Raw genomic sequence first — 15,655 nt, 5'->3', positions numbered from 1 at the left:
TGCCCATGAACGAGCAGGCCCAGGCTTTGCCCGCAAAGACGGGAAAGCGCGCTTCCACAAAGGGCCGGTCAAAGCCAGCGTTGTGCGCCACGATCAGGTCGGCTTGCTCGACCAGCGCGATGACTGCGGCGTCATCGATGCGCTGACCCTGCACCATGCTGTCGTCAATCCCGGTGATCTCGGTGATCTGGGCTGGAATGGGTTTGCCAGGGTCTTCAAACGATTCATAAAGAGTCACTGGGCCCTGTGGCACGCCAGTCGTGCTGTCCACCAACACCGACAACATGGCCAGCTCGATGATCTTTTCGTTCTTGCTGTCCAGCCCGGTGGTTTCGGTGTCTAGCACGATCACGCGTTGCGTGGCCTGCGCCGTGACCGGCCCGTAATCGCTGTGCGGCACCAATCGGCGCAACACCCGAAAGTCAGGGTGCTGGGCCAGAGTTTGGGCCATGGCTTCGTGTTCTGCGGCTGGCCTGGCCGGTGAGTCAGGCTGTGGGGCTGGCGAGGGCTCTGGCGATGTCGACGGTGACATGGTTGGCGACATTACTGGCGCAAGTGCCTTGGCCTTGGCTTGGGCTGGCTGAGCGGTCTGGCCTTCGCGCCCAGCCTCAAAGTCCAAAAAACTCAATTGGTCTGTTTTGTTCATAGCTCGAGATTAAACCGCTTCTTCGCGGCTTGTGAGACGCTGTGGCCAAGGCCAGGCAAAAAAGCAGCAGGCCCCTGCGCCAGCAGGCTCAGTCCAGCTTGATTCCCAGATCCACCGCCAGCTTGATCCAGACGGGCACTTCAGACTCCCAATCCTTTCGCGTGGCTGCCAGGTTTTTGGGCTTGTTGGGAATGGCAAAGGTTTCGCGCAGCTTGGCGGCCTTGTCGGTGTTGGACCAGGCTACGGCTTCTTCGGCCAGCAGTTTCAGCACCGCCTCGGGCGTGGCAGCTGGCGCCACCAGGGGCAGACCCCCTTCGAGGGTGACCAGTTTGGCGGTGTCGCCTTGCTCCATCAGGGTGGGCACGTTGGGCAGCTTGGGCGAGCGGTAGCTGCCAGTCACGCCAATCGGCCGCACGCCACGAGAGGCCACGGCATTGAAGGCCAGGAAACTGCCCACCGCGATTTGCGACTGGCCTGAGGCCACATCGAGCCACATGGGCGCTTCGCCCCGGTAGTGCACCGACTGGATTTGGGTGCCATGAATGCGGTTGGTCTGGTCGGCCACCATGTGCGGGTAAGAGCCGGGGGCGTAAGTGCCCATGGAGGTGGGGTTCTTTTTGGCCCAGGCCACAAATTCGGCCATGTTGGTGGCTGGAATTTTCTCGTTGATGCCCACCACCAGCGGCCCCGATGGGAACACGGTGACGGGCGTCAAATCTTTGTCGAGGTTGTAGGGCAGCTTGGAATACAAAATACGGTTTTGCCAGAAAGTGCCTGAGGTGCTCATGACCAGCGTGTAGCCGTCTGCGGGCGATTTGGCGGCCGCGTCGATCCCGATGATGGCCCCTGCCCCGGGTTTGTTCTCGATCACCACGGGCACGCCCAGTTTGCTGGACAAGTATTCACCATAACTGCGTGCCAAGGCATCGGTCAGGCCCCCGGGCGGAAAGGCCACGATGATCCTGATGGGTTTGGCAGGCCACTTTGTCTGGGCCCAGGCCTGGCTCAAGGGGCTGCTGGCAGCCACAGTGGCGGCAGCCCAAGTGGTGGCTTGTAAAAATGAACGGCGATCTGGACGGTAGGACATGTTGAAAGCTCAATGAAGAAGTGGCTTCAAGTCTACGAGGCGCCTGCACGGGTTTGAATTGGGGTTTGAACCCATGCCATGCTTGGGCAGCAAGGGGGCTTTGTCAGGTTGTTCGCAACAAGCCCTGTTGCCGGTGCAAAAACGGCCGATCTTCTGGCCCATGATCCACAAAGCAAGACTTGTGAGACAATCCATCCCGTTGCGGCCTCCAGTTGCCGCAACATCAGCACTCCTGCTGGGGCCTGACCCAGGCAATGCTCAAAACAAGCGCCTGCGGTTTCCATGCCCAACCCTGTAAGACATATCGGCCAACACTGGTAACTGCCAACAGCAGTTGAATGAGCCGATGCCTGCGCCGGACATGGCGCTCTGAAAAAATGAACTTTGATGAATTGAACCTGGCCCCGGCCATCATGCAAGCTGTGCGCGAGCTCGGCTACGAAACCCCCACACCCATCCAGGCCCAAGCCATTCCAGCCGTACTGGCCGGACAGGACTTGCTGGCGGGTGCGCAAACAGGCACGGGCAAAACCGCTGCCTTCACCCTGCCCATGCTGCACAAACTGAGCCTGAGCGAACCCGGGAAAAACCGCTTTGGCGGCAAAGCCATCCGCGCTTTGGTTTTGACCCCCACCCGCGAACTGGCCGCCCAGGTCGAAGAGTCGGTGCGTGAATACGGCAAATACCTGCAGCTCGATTCCACCGTGATCTTTGGTGGTGTGGGCATGAACCCGCAAATCAGCAAGATCAAACGTGGCGTGGACATTCTGGTGGCCACCCCCGGCCGTTTGCTCGACCTGCAGGGCCAGGGCTTCCTGGACCTGTCCAGCGTCGAAATACTGGTCCTCGACGAAGCTGACCGCATGCTGGACATGGGCTTCATCCACGACGTGAAGAAAGTCTTGGCCCTGGTGCCCAAAGACAAGCAAAGCTTGTTGTTCTCGGCCACCTTCAGCGATGAAATCCGCGAATTGGCCAGCAACCTGCTCAAGAACCCCCAGAGCATTCAGGTCACGCCCAGCAACACCACGGTGCAACGCATCACACAGGTGATCCACCCGGTCGGCCGCAACAAGAAAAAAGACGTGCTGCTGCACATCATCCAGAAACACGACTGGAGCCAGGTGCTGGTGTTCACCCGTACCAAATTCGGCGCCAACAACGTGGCCGACTTCCTGACCAAAAACGGCGTCAAGGCCATGGCCTTGCACGGCAACAAGAGCCAGACTGCCCGTACACAGGCTCTGGCCGGTTTCAAACTGGGCGACATCCGCGCCCTGGTGGCCACGGACATCGCTGCACGCGGCATCGACATCGAAGACTTGCCACACGTGGTGAACTTCGAGATTCCAAACGTCTCTGAAGACTACGTGCACCGCATCGGCCGCACCGGCCGTGCAGGTGCCAGCGGCGAGGCGGTGAGCCTGGTCTGTCTGGACGAAGAAGGCTTCATGATGGACATCGAACGCTTCACCAAGCAAGAGATTCCAGTGCAATTGCTCGAAGGTTTTGGCCCCGACGCGGGTGAGATTGCAGAGCCCATCGCCATGGGTCGCCAGACCCTGTGGGGTGGCGCAGGCAAGCCACCAGGCCGCGATGTGATGGCCGCAGCGGCCAAGGCCGCGCGCCAGGACATGATGCAACGCATCCGCGACAACAAGGTCGCCGTGGGTGGTGGCGCAGGCGGTCAAGGCCCGCGTCAGCCGCGTGGCGAGGGCCAGGGTCCTGCCCGCCCATCGCGCAATGGCCCAGCGCCATCGCGCCGCAACGGTCCGGCAGGTCCGCGTTTTGAAGGCCAAGGCGACGGCCGCCGTGATGGCGGTCGCGAAGGCGGCCGCGAAGGTGGCGGTCGGGGTCAAGAGCAACGTGGCGACCCGCGCTTTGACAACCGTGGTGATGGCCAGGGTCGCCCAGCGCCCCGCCACAACGGCCCTCGTCCCGAAGGGCGTGGCCCCAATCAAGCACGTGGCGGTCAGGGTGGCGGCCAAGACAACCGTCACAGTGATGGCGACGAATTGCCACGCCACATCGATCCCTTGAAAACCACCCAGTTTGCGCGCCTGGATTTGCCCAACCGCAATCCCGTTCGCTCCAGCGGCCAACCCGATCCCACACGCACCAGCATCGACAGCCTGGCCAGCGGCAACCGCCGACGTAGTGGTGGTGGTGGTGGTGGTGGTGGCGGCGGCGGTGGAAACCGCGGCTTTGGTGGCGGTGGCGGTGGCCGAGGTTTCGGTCGCTGAACATCACTTGCCCCTGAACAGAGAAAGAGCCCGCACACGCGGGCTCTTTTTTGCCTATTTGACCCGTCCTGCCCGTCAGTCGCGCACGAACAAAGTCACCAGCGGATCGGGCCCAAGCTGACGGCTCCAGTGGCCATGAAGCGTGGCGTCAAAGCTGGCACCTTCGGGCAAGGTGTCAGCCGAATAGAAGAACTCACCCGGGCCAAAAATGCGTGAACTGCCGTCTTGCAGAAAAATTTCCATTTGACCGCCCAGCACAAAAAGCCATTGCGGATGGCACGTGCAATGAAAGCTGCTGCGAAAGCCCACCGGGCTTTGCCGCAACTGGCAAGCCGAAGCAGACATCAAGGCAGACAACTGGCTTTGGGGCGTGCCTTCGGTGAGGGCGACCGAGTCATCGCGAAAACGCGCGCGGCCATCGGTGTCAGTGAAGAGAACGACTTTTTTAAGCGGGGTCATGGCCTGGGGTCTCGGTGAAATCAGGAAGGCCTGATTGTCGCCGAGCAGTCGGCCAGCCCAAGAAGCTGCCAAGGGCTTCTGGCATAGTGGCGCGCAGCGTGAGATCACTGACACACCACCAAGCCAGTTGGACAAGATGAACCCCTCTCCTTTAAAAATTGTTTTTCACGGCCAAAATGCGGCCAACTTCCGCACTGGTTTTGAGCAACTTATCGCTCCGATACACCAGATCATCGACCTCGCTGAGGCCCTGGATCAGCCCCATGAAAAGGCGCATTACGAAAGCGCCGACGTGGTGATCGGCATCAAGCTGAGCGACGGCATGCCGCGGCCCATGAATGCTCGGCTGTTCCATGCCCCTGCTGCAGGCACAGATGCCATCCACACGGCGCTGCTGCCTTCGCAGTGCGCACTGGCCAACTGCTTTGGCCATGAAAATGCCATCGCGGAATACGTGATCGCAGCCTTGCTCATGCGCCATTTGCCTTTCGCGCGCGCCGACCAGGATCTGCGCCAGCAACGCTGGACTTTGTCGGCGGGTCGCCAGGGCGCCTTGCGCACCGAACTGGGCACACAAACCCTGGGGCTGCTGGGTTTTGGACACATTGCCCAGACTGTGGCCCACCGCGCCAAAGCTTTTGGCATGCGGGTGCATGTGGCCAACCGCAGCCCGGTCTGCCACCCCATGGTTGACCAAAGCTGGACGCTGGATGCCCTGCAGGACTTCATGGGCTCGGCCGATGCGGTGGTGGTCAGCCTGCCCCTGACCGACAACACACAGGGCCTGGTCAACGCACAGGCGCTGGCAACCATGCGCCCCGATGCCGTATTGATGAACGTGGGCCGCGGCGCAGTGATTGATGAAAAGGCGCTTTATGACGCGCTGGCATCACGCCGGATTGGCGGTGCCGTGATCGACACCTGGTACCAGTACCCCACGCCCACACAAGCCGAATGCGCGCCCTCCCAATACGACTTTGCCGCTCTGGACAATGTGCTCATGACCCCTCATATGTCGGGCTGGACAGCGGGCACGGTGCGGCGCAGGCAAGAGACACTGGCCGAGAACATTGGACGCCTCAGCCGGGGTGAAAAGCTGATCAATGTGCTGCACGGGCCAGCCTAAGGCTGGTGCCGCCAACCCGTTCACTCAGGTGCTTTGGCGATGCAAAATTTCAAAGCCGAGGTCCATTTGCGCGGATGGGGGCACCTCGCCCCGCATCAGCATCAGCAACATTTGTGCAGCGGCTTCGCCAATCCGGGCGCGGGGCGTGCGCACCGTGGTCAACGTAGGCAACATCTGGTCGCTGCCGGTCAGGTCATTGAAGCCAGCAATGGCCACCTGCGACGGTACGGCAATGCCCATGCGCAAAGCGGTCATCAAAGCCCCTTGCGCCAAATCGTCATTGCAAAAAAAGATGGCATCGACGGACGGGCGCTGCTGCATGATTTGCTCAAACATCACGCCACCCAAAGCCAGTGATGATGGCGCAGGGTTAAGAAACTCCAGCGTGGGCTCGTAAACGCCTGCGGCCTGCAAAGCACTGCGCCAACCGTTCAAGCGCTGCATCACACGCGGGTCCAGTTGCGCCGCCGCAAATGCGATGCGCTTGCGCCCTGTCGACAACACATGTCGGGTCAGCGCTGCACCCGCCTCAGTTTGTTGAAACCCCACGCAATACGGTTGATCGACCACGGTGCTGCCGGGTAAATCCATCAGGTGCACGCAGGGCACCTGGCTGCTCTCCATGAGCTTGCGTGTGACCGGGTTGTGGTCCAGGCCCGTGACCAGCAAGCCCGCTGGGCGGTGCAGCAATTGCTCGCGCAACAATTGCTCCTCTTCGCTGGCGTCGTAGTGGGTCACGCCCATGAGGGTTTGAAAGCCTGCTGCGCGCAGTGTTTTTTGAGCCGCATCCAGCAAGTCCACAAACAAGGCGTTGGACAACAGTGGAATCAGGATGGCCACGTGGTTGCTGCGTTGCGAGGCCAAGGCGCGAGCGGCCGGGTCGGGCACATAGCCAAGCTTGCTGGAGACCGCTTGCACGCGCTCAATCAGGGCCGGGTCCACCGCCCTTTCCCCGCGCAGCGCACGCGAAACGGTGCTGGGACTGACCCCTGCAGCGCGTGCCACATCGCTCAAGGTGATGCGGCCTGTCGCGCGATGGCTTTTGACGCTTTTGTGAAGGGGCAACACAGTGTGAGGCAAGGGTTAATCCGGAGAAGAATTCAATTCGGCTGTCGATAGGATAGCGCTATCCAAAAAATTTCCAGCAAGATTTTGCGGATTTATGGAAAACCCTGATCTGCAGGCCATCCTCTTGATTGTTTGTTAAAACTTTTTTTTGAATTCATGGGACAGCGCTGTCCCATGGCTTTTCCCGAATGGAGCAATTGAAGTGTCGAAACCCGATGTACTGGCTGTCGCCAAACTCCACCCCTTCTACCAAAAAGCATTGGAATCGGTGTTCACCGTGCACGATCGCACCCATGTGACCGACCCAGCAGCTTTTGCCGCGCTGGCCCCTCACATCATGGGGGTGGCGGGCACGGGTGAGGCCAGTGTGCCGCGCAGCCTGCTGTCGCAATTGCCTCACGCCAAAGTGGTGTCCGTGTTTGGCGTGGGCTACGACGGTGTGGATGTGCCTGCTGCCATCGAACACGGCATTCCAGTCACCCACACACCCGATGTGCTCACCGATGATGTGGCCGATCTGGCCATGGGCCTGGTTCTCTCGGTGGGCCGCACCATCCCGCAAGCAGACAAATTTGTTCGCGCAGGCCAGTGGCCCAATGGTCCGATCGCTCTGGCACGCAAGGTGTCAGGCGCACGCATGGGCATCGTGGGCATGGGTCGCATTGGCAAAGCCATCGCAAAGCGTGCCAGCGGATTCGGCATGTCGATCGCGTACACCGCACGCACCGAAAAACCGGATTCGGGTTACCGTTTCTTTGCGTCGGCTGCCGCGCTCGCAGCCCAGGTGGATTTCCTGGTGGTCATCACGCCCGGCGGCGCAGGCACTCACCATTTGATCAACGCAGAAGTGCTCAAGGCTTTGGGCGCACGTGGCTTTTTAATCAACGTGGCGCGTGGCAGCGTGGTCGACGAGCAAGCACTGATCGAAGCCTTGCAAAACGGCACCATCGCGGGTGCAGGTCTGGATGTGTTTGCCAACGAGCCGCAGGTTCCTGAAGCGTTCTGGTCCATGGGCAATGTGGTGCTGACGCCGCACATGGCCAGCGCCACCACCGAAACCCGTCAGGCCATGGCCGATCTGGCTTTTGCCAACATGCAAGCTGGCATTTCAGGCCAGCCCTTGCGCACGCCCGTGCCCGAGTGCGTGGCCATGCTGTCCCAATAAACCTGCAGCAGCACATGTTTTCATCGCCATTGCGGCTCATCGTCATGGGCGTGTCCGGTTGCGGAAAATCCACCATCGCAAGCGCATTGAGCCAACGCCTAGGCCTTGAAATGGTCGATGGCGATGACCTGCACCTGCCTGAAAGCGTGGCCAAAATGCGTGCCGGCGTGGCCTTGCAAGATGCCGACCGTTGGCCCTGGCTGGACCGTATCGGGGCATACCTGGCCCAGGCAGACACCCCAGGTCGCGTGGTCGCCTGCTCGGCACTCAAGCGGGCTTACCGGGACCGTATCCGGCAACAAGCGGGTGAGGTGCGCTTTTTGTTTTTGAAGGGCGATTTTGAATTGATCGACCAGCGCCTGCGCCAGCGTGTGGGCCACTACATGCAACCCGGCTTGCTCACCAGTCAATTTGAAGCCCTGGAAATACCCCAACACGATGAAACCGATGTCATCAGCCTGCCCATCATCGAACCGGTGACAGACCTGGTGGCTCAGGCACTTTTCGAACTGCAGGCACGCCCGCTGCCTGCACACCCTCGCGATCCCGCAACGCTCTGATCTTTTGAAAGCCCCCTCATGTTTATCCGATGTGCATTTTTTCAAGGCCAAGTCAAACCCGGCATGGAAGATGCGTTCAACCGCTATATCCGCGACCAGCTCGTGCCCCTGTGGACACGCTTTCCTGGCGCACAGGAAGTGCGTGTATTGCGACAGGTAGAAAGCGATGTGGCTGATCCGCATTTCGGCATGGTGCTTTCCGTGCGTTACCCCACCCGCGAATCCATCGAGATCGCGCTGGCTTCAGAAGTGCGTATGAAAAGCCGCGAAGTGTCCAAGGAATTGATCGCCATGTTCGATGGCACCGTGTTTCACACCGTCTTCAGCGCGGACGAATACGCGCTGCCCACCGATTGATTTTTTAGACCCCCCATTTTTAACCCAGGAGACAACACCATGAAACTTTCCCGCATCCTTCTCGCCTGCCTCGTGGCCGCCGTCGGCTCCAGCGCTTACGCCGCCAAGTTCAACCTGAAAATGGGCCATGCCGTCAACACCACCGACGGCCAACACGCTGCTGCCCTGAAGCTGGCCGAACTGGTCAAGCAACGCACCAATGGCGACGTGGAAATCACCATCTTTCCAGCCAACCAGTTGGGCAATGACGCGGCCATGATCAACGGCACACGCGGCGGCACGATTGACATTGTTTCCAGCGGCGCCTCCAACTTCAACGGCATCGTGCCCAACACGGCCGCCATGGAATTGCCCTTCGTGTTCCGTGATGCCCAACACGCCTACAAAGTGCTCGATGGTGCCGTGGGAACTGGCGTGCTCAAGGAATTGGCACCGCACGGCTTGACGGGCCTTGCCTACTGGGAGAACGGATGGCGCTCGTTCACCAACAACAAACGCCCCGTCAACAAGCCCGAAGATTTGAAGGGCCTGAAGATTCGCTCGACACCCAACCCGTACCACATCCAGGCCTTCAAGCTGCTGGGCATGAACCCCTCGCCCATGCCGATTGCCGAGCTGTACACCGCGCTCGAAACCGGCACCTTTGACGCGCAAGAGCACCCCATCAACGTGACCTGGTCGTCGAAGTTCTACGAAGTGCAAAAGCACATGACCATCAGCAACCACGTTTACTCGCCCCTGGTCGTGGCCATGAACAAGGCCAAGTTCGACAGCCTGCCAGCCAACTTCCAGAAAGTGATCGTCGACTCTGCCCGTGAAGCCGCGACTTACCAACGCAACCTGAACGCCTCCAACGCAAGCAAGGTGGTGGCTGACCTGAAGAAGTCGGGCATGCAGGTGATCGAGAAAGTGGACATGGCCCCATTCCAGAAAATCGTCTCGGCTGAAATCGCCAAGACCTTTGGTGAAAAGAGTGGCACCGCCTTGCTCAAAGCCATCGAAGACACCAAGTAAACCGGTCTGTGCACTTCACCCCCTCTTTGCAGGGGGTGTTTTTTGAATTGTCATGAAAAAACTGAACGACCTTTTCTTCAAGCTCGCCGAAGTCACCCTGGTCATCATGCTTTCGGCCATGGTCATCATGGTTTTTGGCAACGTGGTGCTGCGCTACGGCTTCAATGACGGCATCATCAGCTCGGAAGAAATTTCGCGTTTCCTGTTCATCTGGATCACTTTTCTGGGGGCCATCGTCACCATGCGGGACAACGGACACTTGGGCCTGGACTCGGTGGTGCGCAAGCTCAGCGCACGCGGTAAAAAAATCGCCTTCAGCTTGTCTAATGTGCTGATGCTGGGCTGCTGCACCCTGATGTTTTACGGCACCCTCAAGCAGCACGGCATCAACGCCAGCACCCGCTCTGCCGTTACCGAGATCCCCATGAGCTGGGTGTACGGTGTCGGCTACATCACCAGCGTGGCGATGGGCTTGATGATCATCGGCAAACTGATCAAGCTGGCCAAAGGCGAGTTCAAAGAGACAGATCTGATCCAGGTGCAAGACTCCGAAGAAGTCATCACAGTGCACACTTCAAAAGCCAACCAATGACCGTTCTTGTTTTCATTGTTTCGCTGCTCGCCGCCATGGCGCTGGGCATGCCACTGGCCTTCTCGCTGTTGGTCTCGGGCGTGGCCCTGATGCTGCACCTGGACAACTTCGACACGCAAATCGTTTCGCAAAACTTAATCAACGGGGCCGACAACTTTCCCTTGATGGCGGTTCCCTTCTTCATGCTGGCGGGCGAATTGATGAACGCGGGCGGCATGAGCCGGCGCATCGTCAACTCGGCCATGGTCTGGGTCGGACACTTTCGTGGCGGCTTGGGTTATGTCGCGGTGTTTGCAGCCATCGTGATGGCCAGCTTGTCAGGCTCGGCCGTGGCCGACACGGCCGCCCTGGCCGCCGTACTCATGCCCATGATGCGCGATGCAGGCTATCGCATGGACCGCTCGGCTGGCCTGATCGCTGCGGGTGGCATCATCGCGCCCGTGATCCCCCCTTCGATTGGCTTCATCCTGTTTGGCGTGATCGGCGGCGTCTCAATCTCCAAGCTCTTCATGGCGGGCATCTTTCCAGGGCTCATGATGGGTTTTGCCCTGATCGTGACCTGGTGGATCGTGGCCCGAAAAGACAATGTCGTGGTCGCTGCCAAAGTCCCTTTCAAAGAACGCATCTCGGTGACCCTCAACGCGTTTTGGTCTTATCTATTGGCCATTGTGATCATAGGCGGCATGAAAATGGGCGTCTTCACACCCACTGAAGCGGCGGTGGTGGCGGTGGTGTATTCCTTGTTGGTGGGCCTGTTCATTTACCGAGAAATCAAGTTCAAGGACTTGTACGGCATCATCCTGTCGGCAGCCAAAACTTCTTCGGTCGTGATGTTCTTGGTGGCAGCCGCCCTGGTGTCGGCGTGGCTGATCACGGTGGCCAACATCCCAGCCCAGATTGTCGAAATTTTGCGTCCCTTCATCGACAACAAAACTCTGTTGATGGTCATGCTGATGCTGCTGGTGATGATTGTGGGCACGGCGCTCGACTTCGCGCCCACAGTGCTGATCCTCACGCCGGTGCTCATGCCCTTGGTGCGCGAAGCCGGCATTGATCCGGTGTACTTTGGCGTGCTGTTCATCATGAACAACGCCATTGGTTTGCTGACGCCGCCCGTGGGCACGGTGCTCAATGTGGTGTGCGGTGTGGGGCGAATCCCCATGCACGATGTGATCCGTGGTGTCATGCCATTCTTGTTTTCACAGATTTTGGTCATGGGATCTTTGATTGCTTTTCCTGAATTGGTGATGACCCCACTCAAATGGATGTTGGCGCGATGACAGTTCTAAACTCTTTTGACCTTACAGGCCGCCGAGCCCTGATCACCGGTTCTTCGGCAGGCATTGGGCTGGCTCTGGCCGAGGCGCTGGCGCAAGCCGGGGCCCATGTCATCCTGAATGGCCGCACGGCCAGCAAAGTGGATGCTGCTGCCCAAAGCTTGAAAACACAAGGCATGTCTGTCAGCACCTCGGTGTTTGACGTCACCGATGCCGACAGCGTGCGTGCGGCTGTGGAACAGATCGAGGCGCTTGGGCCTATCGATATCCTGATCAACAACGCGGGCATGCAAATTCGCGGACCGCTGCACGAGTACCAAGATGCTGACTGGCACACCATCATGAAGACCAACCTGGACAGCGTTTACTACGTGGGCCAGGCGGTTGCCAAAAAAATGATCCCGCGCGGACGCGGCAAGATCATCAACATCTGCTCAGTGCAAAGCGAACTGGGCCGCCCCGGCATTGCACCCTACACCGCCACCAAGGGTGCCGTGAAAATGCTGACCAAGGGCATGGCGATTGACTGGGGCCAGTTTGGCATCAACGTCAACGGCATTGGTCCGGGCTACTTCAAGACCGAGCTGAACCAGAAGCTGGTGGACGACCCGACTTTCAGCAGCTGGCTGGTGGGCCGCACGCCCAGCCGCCGATGGGGCGATGTCGAGGACCTGGGTGGCGCCGCCGTGTTTTTGGCCAGTGATGCCTCGCGATTTGTGAATGGTCACATTCTGTATGTCGACGGTGGCGTGACCGCCACCCTTTGAAGTCCTTTTTTGAAAGCACCCGCATGAAATCCGTTGTATGCCACTCCGCCAAAGACCTGCGCATTGAGCACACCGAACTGCCCGCCATGGGCGATCATCAACTGCGCGTGAATGTGGCCTATGGCGGCATTTGCGGCTCTGACCTGCATTACTACCAGCATGGTGGGTTTGGCACGGTGCGCATCAAGCAGCCGATTGCCCTGGGCCATGAAATCTCAGGCACTGTCGATGGTTTAGGTGCCAGCGTCACAGGCATCTCAAAGGGCCAGCGCATCGCCATCTCGCCTTCGCGCCCGTGTGGCCACTGCCGCTTTTGCCAGGCAGGCCAGCACAACCATTGCCTGAACATGCGCTTTTACGGCAGCGCCATGCCTTTCCCGCACATCCAGGGCGCGTTCAGTGAACAGCTGATCATCGAGGGCTACCAGGCCCACCCCATTGCCGACCACCTGAGCCTGTCTGAAGCCGCCCTGGCCGAACCCCTTTCGGTGGGCCTGCACGCCATCCAGCGCGCAGGCAGCGTGCTGGGCAAGCAGGTGCTGGTGACCGGTTGTGGCCCCATCGGCTCCTTGCTCATTGGCGCCTTGAGGCGGGCGGGCGCAGCGCGCATCGTGGCAGCCGACATTGCAGACCTGCCCCTCAAATGCGCCAAGGAAATGGGTGCAGACGAGCTCATCAACCTGAAAACCCAGGCCGATGCACTGGACAAATACAAAGCCGACAAGGGTCAGTTTGATGCCGTTTTTGAGGCCTCGGGCAGCGAGGCTGCACTGCGCGTCGGCCTGGACACCATCGTGCCACGGGGTGTACTCATCACCGTGGGCATGGGCGGTGACATCAGTCTGCCGATGACGCAACTGGTGGCCAAAGAAGTCGACTTGCGTGGCACCTTCCGCTTCCATGCCGAATTTGCCACTGCCGTTCGCTTTTTGAACGAAGGTCTGGTCAACGGCAAACCGGTCATCACCGGCGTGCTGCCTGTGGACCGCGCCATCGAAGCCTTCGACCTGGCGGCTGACAAGAGCCAGTCACTCAAGGTACAGATTGCTTTTCAATCCGCCTGAAAATAAGGCGCTTCCAAGTCTTTAAAGAAAGTCATCACCATGAGTCAAATTGCCCTCGTCACTGGCGCCAGTTCCGGCATTGGCAAAGCTTGCGCCCAGGCCTTGCTCAAAGAAGGCTGGCAAGTCGTGCTGGTCGGTCGCCGGGCCGATGCACTGGCCACGGCCGTGGCCGAAGCCGGCCCCCATGCCGCCAATGCCCACGCCATCCCGACCGATTTGTCCAAAGAAGCCGAAGTCAAAGCCCTGTTTGAGCAGATCCGCACACGCTTTGGCCGCCTGGATCTGGTCTTCAACAATGCCGGAATTTCCCTGCCCTACACTTTGCCGGGCGACCTGTCCGGTGACGAATGGCGCCGTGCAGTGGACATCAACCTCAACGGTGCGTTTTACACACTCTCCCATGCATTCAAGCTGATGCAAGAGCAAACGCCGCAAGGCGGACGCATCATCAACAACGGCTCCATTTCGGCGCATGTCCCGCGTCCTGGCTCGATCGCCTACACCGCCACCAAGCACGCCATCTCGGGTCTGACCCGCGCCGCTTCGCTGGACGGTCGCCCGTACAACATCGCCGTGGGCCAAATCGACATTGGCAACGTGGCCTCCGACATGACCCTGAAAATGGCCCAAGGCGTGCACCAGGCCGACCTGAGCATCAAGGCAGAGCCGCGCATGGACATGTCGGCCGTGGTCGAAACTTTCATGACCATGGCCCGCCTGCCGCTTTCAGCGAACATCCTGTTCACCACGGTGATGGCCACCAACATGCCTTTTGTCGGCCGAGGTTGAACCCCGCACATGCAAGCGATAGACATTGGCCTGGTGGGCCTGGGCGTGATGGGCGAAAACCTGGCGCTCAACCTGGAGCGCAACGGTTTTTCGGTCTCCGGATTTGACCTCAGCGCGAGCAAACGTGAAAGCTTTGCCCAGCGCACCCAGGGGCTGAACGCACAGGCGGCCGCCTCGCTCGCCGATCTGGTGGGCAGCTTGCAGCAGCCCCGCTGCGTATGGCTCATGGTGCCCGCCGGGGCCGCCGTCGATGCGGTGTTGTCAGAATTGAGCCCTTTGCTGAACGCGGGTGATGTGGTCATGGACGGGGGCAACACCCTCTACACCGACACCCAGCGCCGCATGCAGGCCCTCGATGACTCCGGCATTCATTACGTGGGTGCGGGCGTGAGCGGCGGTGAAGAAGGCGCTTTGCGCGGCCCAGCCTTGATGCCAGGTGGTGCGGCTGCGGCTTGGTCACTGCTACAACCCATGCTGCAAGCCATTGCCGCCAAAACCGACGATGGCCAGCCTTGCTGCGAATGGATGGGTCCGGGCGGCTCTGGCCACTTCGTGAAGATGGTGCACAACGGCATCGAATACGCCGACATGCAAACCATCTGCGAAGCCTATTGGTTGATGCACAACTTGCTCGGCATGAGCCCAGCCGAGATGAGCAAAGTGTTCCGCGAATGGAACCAGGGCGAATTGGCCAGTTACCTGATCGGCATCACGGCCGACATCCTGGCACACACCGACCCCGAAACGGGCGGCGCACTGGTGGACCTGATCTTGGACACGGCGGAGCAAAAAGGCACAGGCAAATGGGCCAGCCAGATTGCGCTCGATCTGGGCGTTACGGCCCCCACCATTGCCAACGCCGTTTTTGCACGCACCGTGAGCGGCCTGCACGCTGAACGCGCCAAAGCCTCGCGGGTGTTGCCCGGCCCTGCACCACGCGCAGCAGGACCACGCGATACTGTGCTCGGCCAAATCAAAAATGCGCTGCTGGCCTCCAAAATTTGCGCCTACGCCCAAGGCTTCAGCCTGCTCAAGGCCGCCGACCGCGAACACCAATGGCAACTGCCCATGGGAACGGTCGCCTCAGTCTGGCGGGCAGGCTGCATCATCCGCGCACGCTTGCTCGAAGACATTCGCGCCAGCTTTGAGCGCTCGCCGGACCTCGACAACCTGTTGATGGACAGCCACTTTTCCAGTGTGATGAGCCGTTGCCACCAAGACCTGCGCGAAGTGGTGGCCATGGGCGCCTTGCACGGCGTGGCCGTGCCTTCGTTCATGAGCTCACTGGGTTACTACGACGCCTACCGCTCAGCCCGTTTGCCTGCCAACTTGCTGCAGGCCCAGCGCGATTATTTTGGCGCACACACTTACCAACGCGTTGACCGTCCGGGTAAATTTCACACGCGCTGGATAGACTGACACTCCGCCTGTTCAAGCACAA

General features: G+C 59.9%; 16 protein-coding genes. 12 read left to right on the top strand and 4 right to left on the bottom strand.

Translation table 11 applies throughout. From position 1 onward, the window contains the following. Both ACIQ3A_RS02220 and ACIQ3A_RS02215 read right to left on the bottom strand, forming a co-directional pair. A partial coding sequence (locus tag ACIQ3A_RS02220; RefSeq protein WP_396430128.1) for an exonuclease domain-containing protein occupies positions 1-646 on the bottom strand: 646 nt, incomplete at its 3' end. An 88-nt stretch (positions 647-734) separates the two neighbouring features. Beyond that, positions 735-1,733: a Bug family tripartite tricarboxylate transporter substrate binding protein gene (locus tag ACIQ3A_RS02215; RefSeq protein WP_396430127.1), complete on the bottom strand. Its 999-nt coding sequence runs from the start codon at positions 1,731-1,733 to the stop codon at positions 735-737. A 377-nt stretch (positions 1,734-2,110) separates the two neighbouring features. On the opposite strand from ACIQ3A_RS02215, the gene ACIQ3A_RS02210 reads away from it, so the two are divergent. Further along, positions 2,111-3,976, top strand: a complete 1,866-nt coding sequence (locus ACIQ3A_RS02210; protein WP_396430126.1) for a DEAD/DEAH box helicase — start codon at positions 2,111-2,113, stop codon at positions 3,974-3,976. 75 nt (positions 3,977-4,051) lie between these two features. On the opposite strand, the gene ACIQ3A_RS02205 is transcribed toward ACIQ3A_RS02210, so the two are convergent. Beyond that, complete coding sequence (locus ACIQ3A_RS02205) at positions 4,052-4,435, bottom strand: hypothetical protein (protein WP_396430125.1); 384 nt, start codon at positions 4,433-4,435, stop codon at positions 4,052-4,054. A gap of 136 nt (positions 4,436-4,571) precedes the next feature. Between ACIQ3A_RS02205 and ACIQ3A_RS02200 the strand changes: the two genes are divergently transcribed. Then, positions 4,572-5,561, top strand: coding sequence for a 2-hydroxyacid dehydrogenase (locus ACIQ3A_RS02200; protein ID WP_396430124.1), 990 nt, complete (start codon positions 4,572-4,574; stop codon positions 5,559-5,561). A gap of 24 nt (positions 5,562-5,585) precedes the next feature. Here the strand turns inward: ACIQ3A_RS02200 and ACIQ3A_RS02195 are convergent, their stop codons facing one another. Beyond that, positions 5,586-6,629 carry a LacI family DNA-binding transcriptional regulator gene (locus tag ACIQ3A_RS02195; RefSeq protein WP_396430123.1) on the bottom strand — a complete coding sequence of 348 codons (1,044 nt, stop codon included), beginning with the start codon at positions 6,627-6,629 and terminating at the stop codon, positions 5,586-5,588. Between the two features lie 202 nt (positions 6,630-6,831). On the opposite strand from ACIQ3A_RS02195, the gene ACIQ3A_RS02190 reads away from it, so the two are divergent. Genes ACIQ3A_RS02190 through gndA form a run of 10 tightly spaced genes read left to right on the top strand, consistent with a single transcriptional unit; the run spans position 6,832 to position 15,633 of the window. Continuing rightward, positions 6,832-7,794: a 2-hydroxyacid dehydrogenase gene (locus tag ACIQ3A_RS02190; RefSeq protein WP_396430122.1), complete on the top strand. Its 963-nt coding sequence runs from the start codon at positions 6,832-6,834 to the stop codon at positions 7,792-7,794. Between the two features lie 14 nt (positions 7,795-7,808). Then, the gene (locus ACIQ3A_RS02185) at positions 7,809-8,354 is read left to right on the top strand and encodes a gluconokinase (RefSeq protein WP_396430121.1); all 546 of its coding nucleotides are present in this window, start codon (positions 7,809-7,811) and stop codon (positions 8,352-8,354) included. 18 nt (positions 8,355-8,372) lie between these two features. Next, the gene (locus ACIQ3A_RS02180; protein ID WP_396430120.1) at positions 8,373-8,711 is read left to right on the top strand and encodes a hypothetical protein; all 339 of its coding nucleotides are present in this window, start codon (positions 8,373-8,375) and stop codon (positions 8,709-8,711) included. 39 nt (positions 8,712-8,750) lie between these two features. Next, positions 8,751-9,725: a TRAP transporter substrate-binding protein gene (locus tag ACIQ3A_RS02175; protein WP_396430119.1), complete on the top strand. Its 975-nt coding sequence runs from the start codon at positions 8,751-8,753 to the stop codon at positions 9,723-9,725. Between the two features lie 52 nt (positions 9,726-9,777). Further along, entirely contained in the window at positions 9,778-10,317 is a 540-nt protein-coding gene (locus ACIQ3A_RS02170; RefSeq protein ID WP_396430118.1) for a TRAP transporter small permease, read from the top strand. Then, positions 10,314-11,597 carry a TRAP transporter large permease gene (locus ACIQ3A_RS02165; protein ID WP_396430117.1) on the top strand — a complete coding sequence of 428 codons (1,284 nt, stop codon included), beginning with the start codon at positions 10,314-10,316 and terminating at the stop codon, positions 11,595-11,597. The genes ACIQ3A_RS02170 and ACIQ3A_RS02165 overlap by 4 nt, the downstream gene beginning before the upstream one ends. Further along, positions 11,594-12,361 carry a glucose 1-dehydrogenase gene (locus tag ACIQ3A_RS02160; RefSeq protein WP_396430116.1) on the top strand — a complete coding sequence of 256 codons (768 nt, stop codon included), beginning with the start codon at positions 11,594-11,596 and terminating at the stop codon, positions 12,359-12,361. Before ACIQ3A_RS02165 ends, ACIQ3A_RS02160 begins: the two co-directional genes overlap by 4 nt. 23 nt (positions 12,362-12,384) lie before the next feature. Beyond that, positions 12,385-13,425, top strand: coding sequence for an L-idonate 5-dehydrogenase (locus ACIQ3A_RS02155; RefSeq protein WP_396430115.1), 1,041 nt, complete (start codon positions 12,385-12,387; stop codon positions 13,423-13,425). 39 nt (positions 13,426-13,464) lie between these two features. Further along, complete coding sequence (locus ACIQ3A_RS02150; RefSeq protein WP_396430114.1) at positions 13,465-14,214, top strand: SDR family oxidoreductase; 750 nt, start codon at positions 13,465-13,467, stop codon at positions 14,212-14,214. A gap of 9 nt (positions 14,215-14,223) precedes the next feature. Next, positions 14,224-15,633 carry an NADP-dependent phosphogluconate dehydrogenase gene (gene gndA / locus ACIQ3A_RS02145; protein WP_396430113.1) on the top strand — a complete coding sequence of 470 codons (1,410 nt, stop codon included), beginning with the start codon at positions 14,224-14,226 and terminating at the stop codon, positions 15,631-15,633. Positions 15,634-15,655 lie beyond the last annotated feature (22 nt).

It is taken from the genome of Limnohabitans sp. (assembly GCF_044361985.1).
GTDB lineage: Bacteria > Pseudomonadota > Gammaproteobacteria > Burkholderiales > Burkholderiaceae_C > Limnohabitans_A.
This window is presented reverse-complemented; position numbering and strand designations above follow the sequence as displayed.

What these genes read in the sequence shown, in the direction of transcription:
- gndA (WP_396430113.1), top strand. Translation starts at nt 14,224, where the DNA reads ATGCAAGCGATAGACATTGGCCTGGTGGGCCTGGGCGTGATGGGCGAA.
- ACIQ3A_RS02200 (WP_396430124.1), top strand. Translation starts at nt 4,572, where the DNA reads ATGAACCCCTCTCCTTTAAAAATTGTTTTTCACGGCCAAAATGCGGCC.
- ACIQ3A_RS02185 (WP_396430121.1), top strand. Translation starts at nt 7,809, where the DNA reads ATGTTTTCATCGCCATTGCGGCTCATCGTCATGGGCGTGTCCGGTTGC.
- ACIQ3A_RS02175 (WP_396430119.1), top strand. Translation starts at nt 8,751, where the DNA reads ATGAAACTTTCCCGCATCCTTCTCGCCTGCCTCGTGGCCGCCGTCGGC.
- ACIQ3A_RS02180 (WP_396430120.1), top strand. Translation starts at nt 8,373, where the DNA reads ATGTTTATCCGATGTGCATTTTTTCAAGGCCAAGTCAAACCCGGCATG.
- ACIQ3A_RS02215 (WP_396430127.1), bottom strand. Translation starts at nt 1,733, where the DNA reads ATGTCCTACCGTCCAGATCGCCGTTCATTTTTACAAGCCACCACTTGG.
- ACIQ3A_RS02210 (WP_396430126.1), top strand. Translation starts at nt 2,111, where the DNA reads ATGAACTTTGATGAATTGAACCTGGCCCCGGCCATCATGCAAGCTGTG.
- ACIQ3A_RS02170 (WP_396430118.1), top strand. Translation starts at nt 9,778, where the DNA reads ATGAAAAAACTGAACGACCTTTTCTTCAAGCTCGCCGAAGTCACCCTG.
- ACIQ3A_RS02160 (WP_396430116.1), top strand. Translation starts at nt 11,594, where the DNA reads ATGACAGTTCTAAACTCTTTTGACCTTACAGGCCGCCGAGCCCTGATC.
- ACIQ3A_RS02150 (WP_396430114.1), top strand. Translation starts at nt 13,465, where the DNA reads ATGAGTCAAATTGCCCTCGTCACTGGCGCCAGTTCCGGCATTGGCAAA.
- ACIQ3A_RS02205 (WP_396430125.1), bottom strand. Translation starts at nt 4,435, where the DNA reads ATGACCCCGCTTAAAAAAGTCGTTCTCTTCACTGACACCGATGGCCGC.
- ACIQ3A_RS02165 (WP_396430117.1), top strand. Translation starts at nt 10,314, where the DNA reads ATGACCGTTCTTGTTTTCATTGTTTCGCTGCTCGCCGCCATGGCGCTG.
- ACIQ3A_RS02155 (WP_396430115.1), top strand. Translation starts at nt 12,385, where the DNA reads ATGAAATCCGTTGTATGCCACTCCGCCAAAGACCTGCGCATTGAGCAC.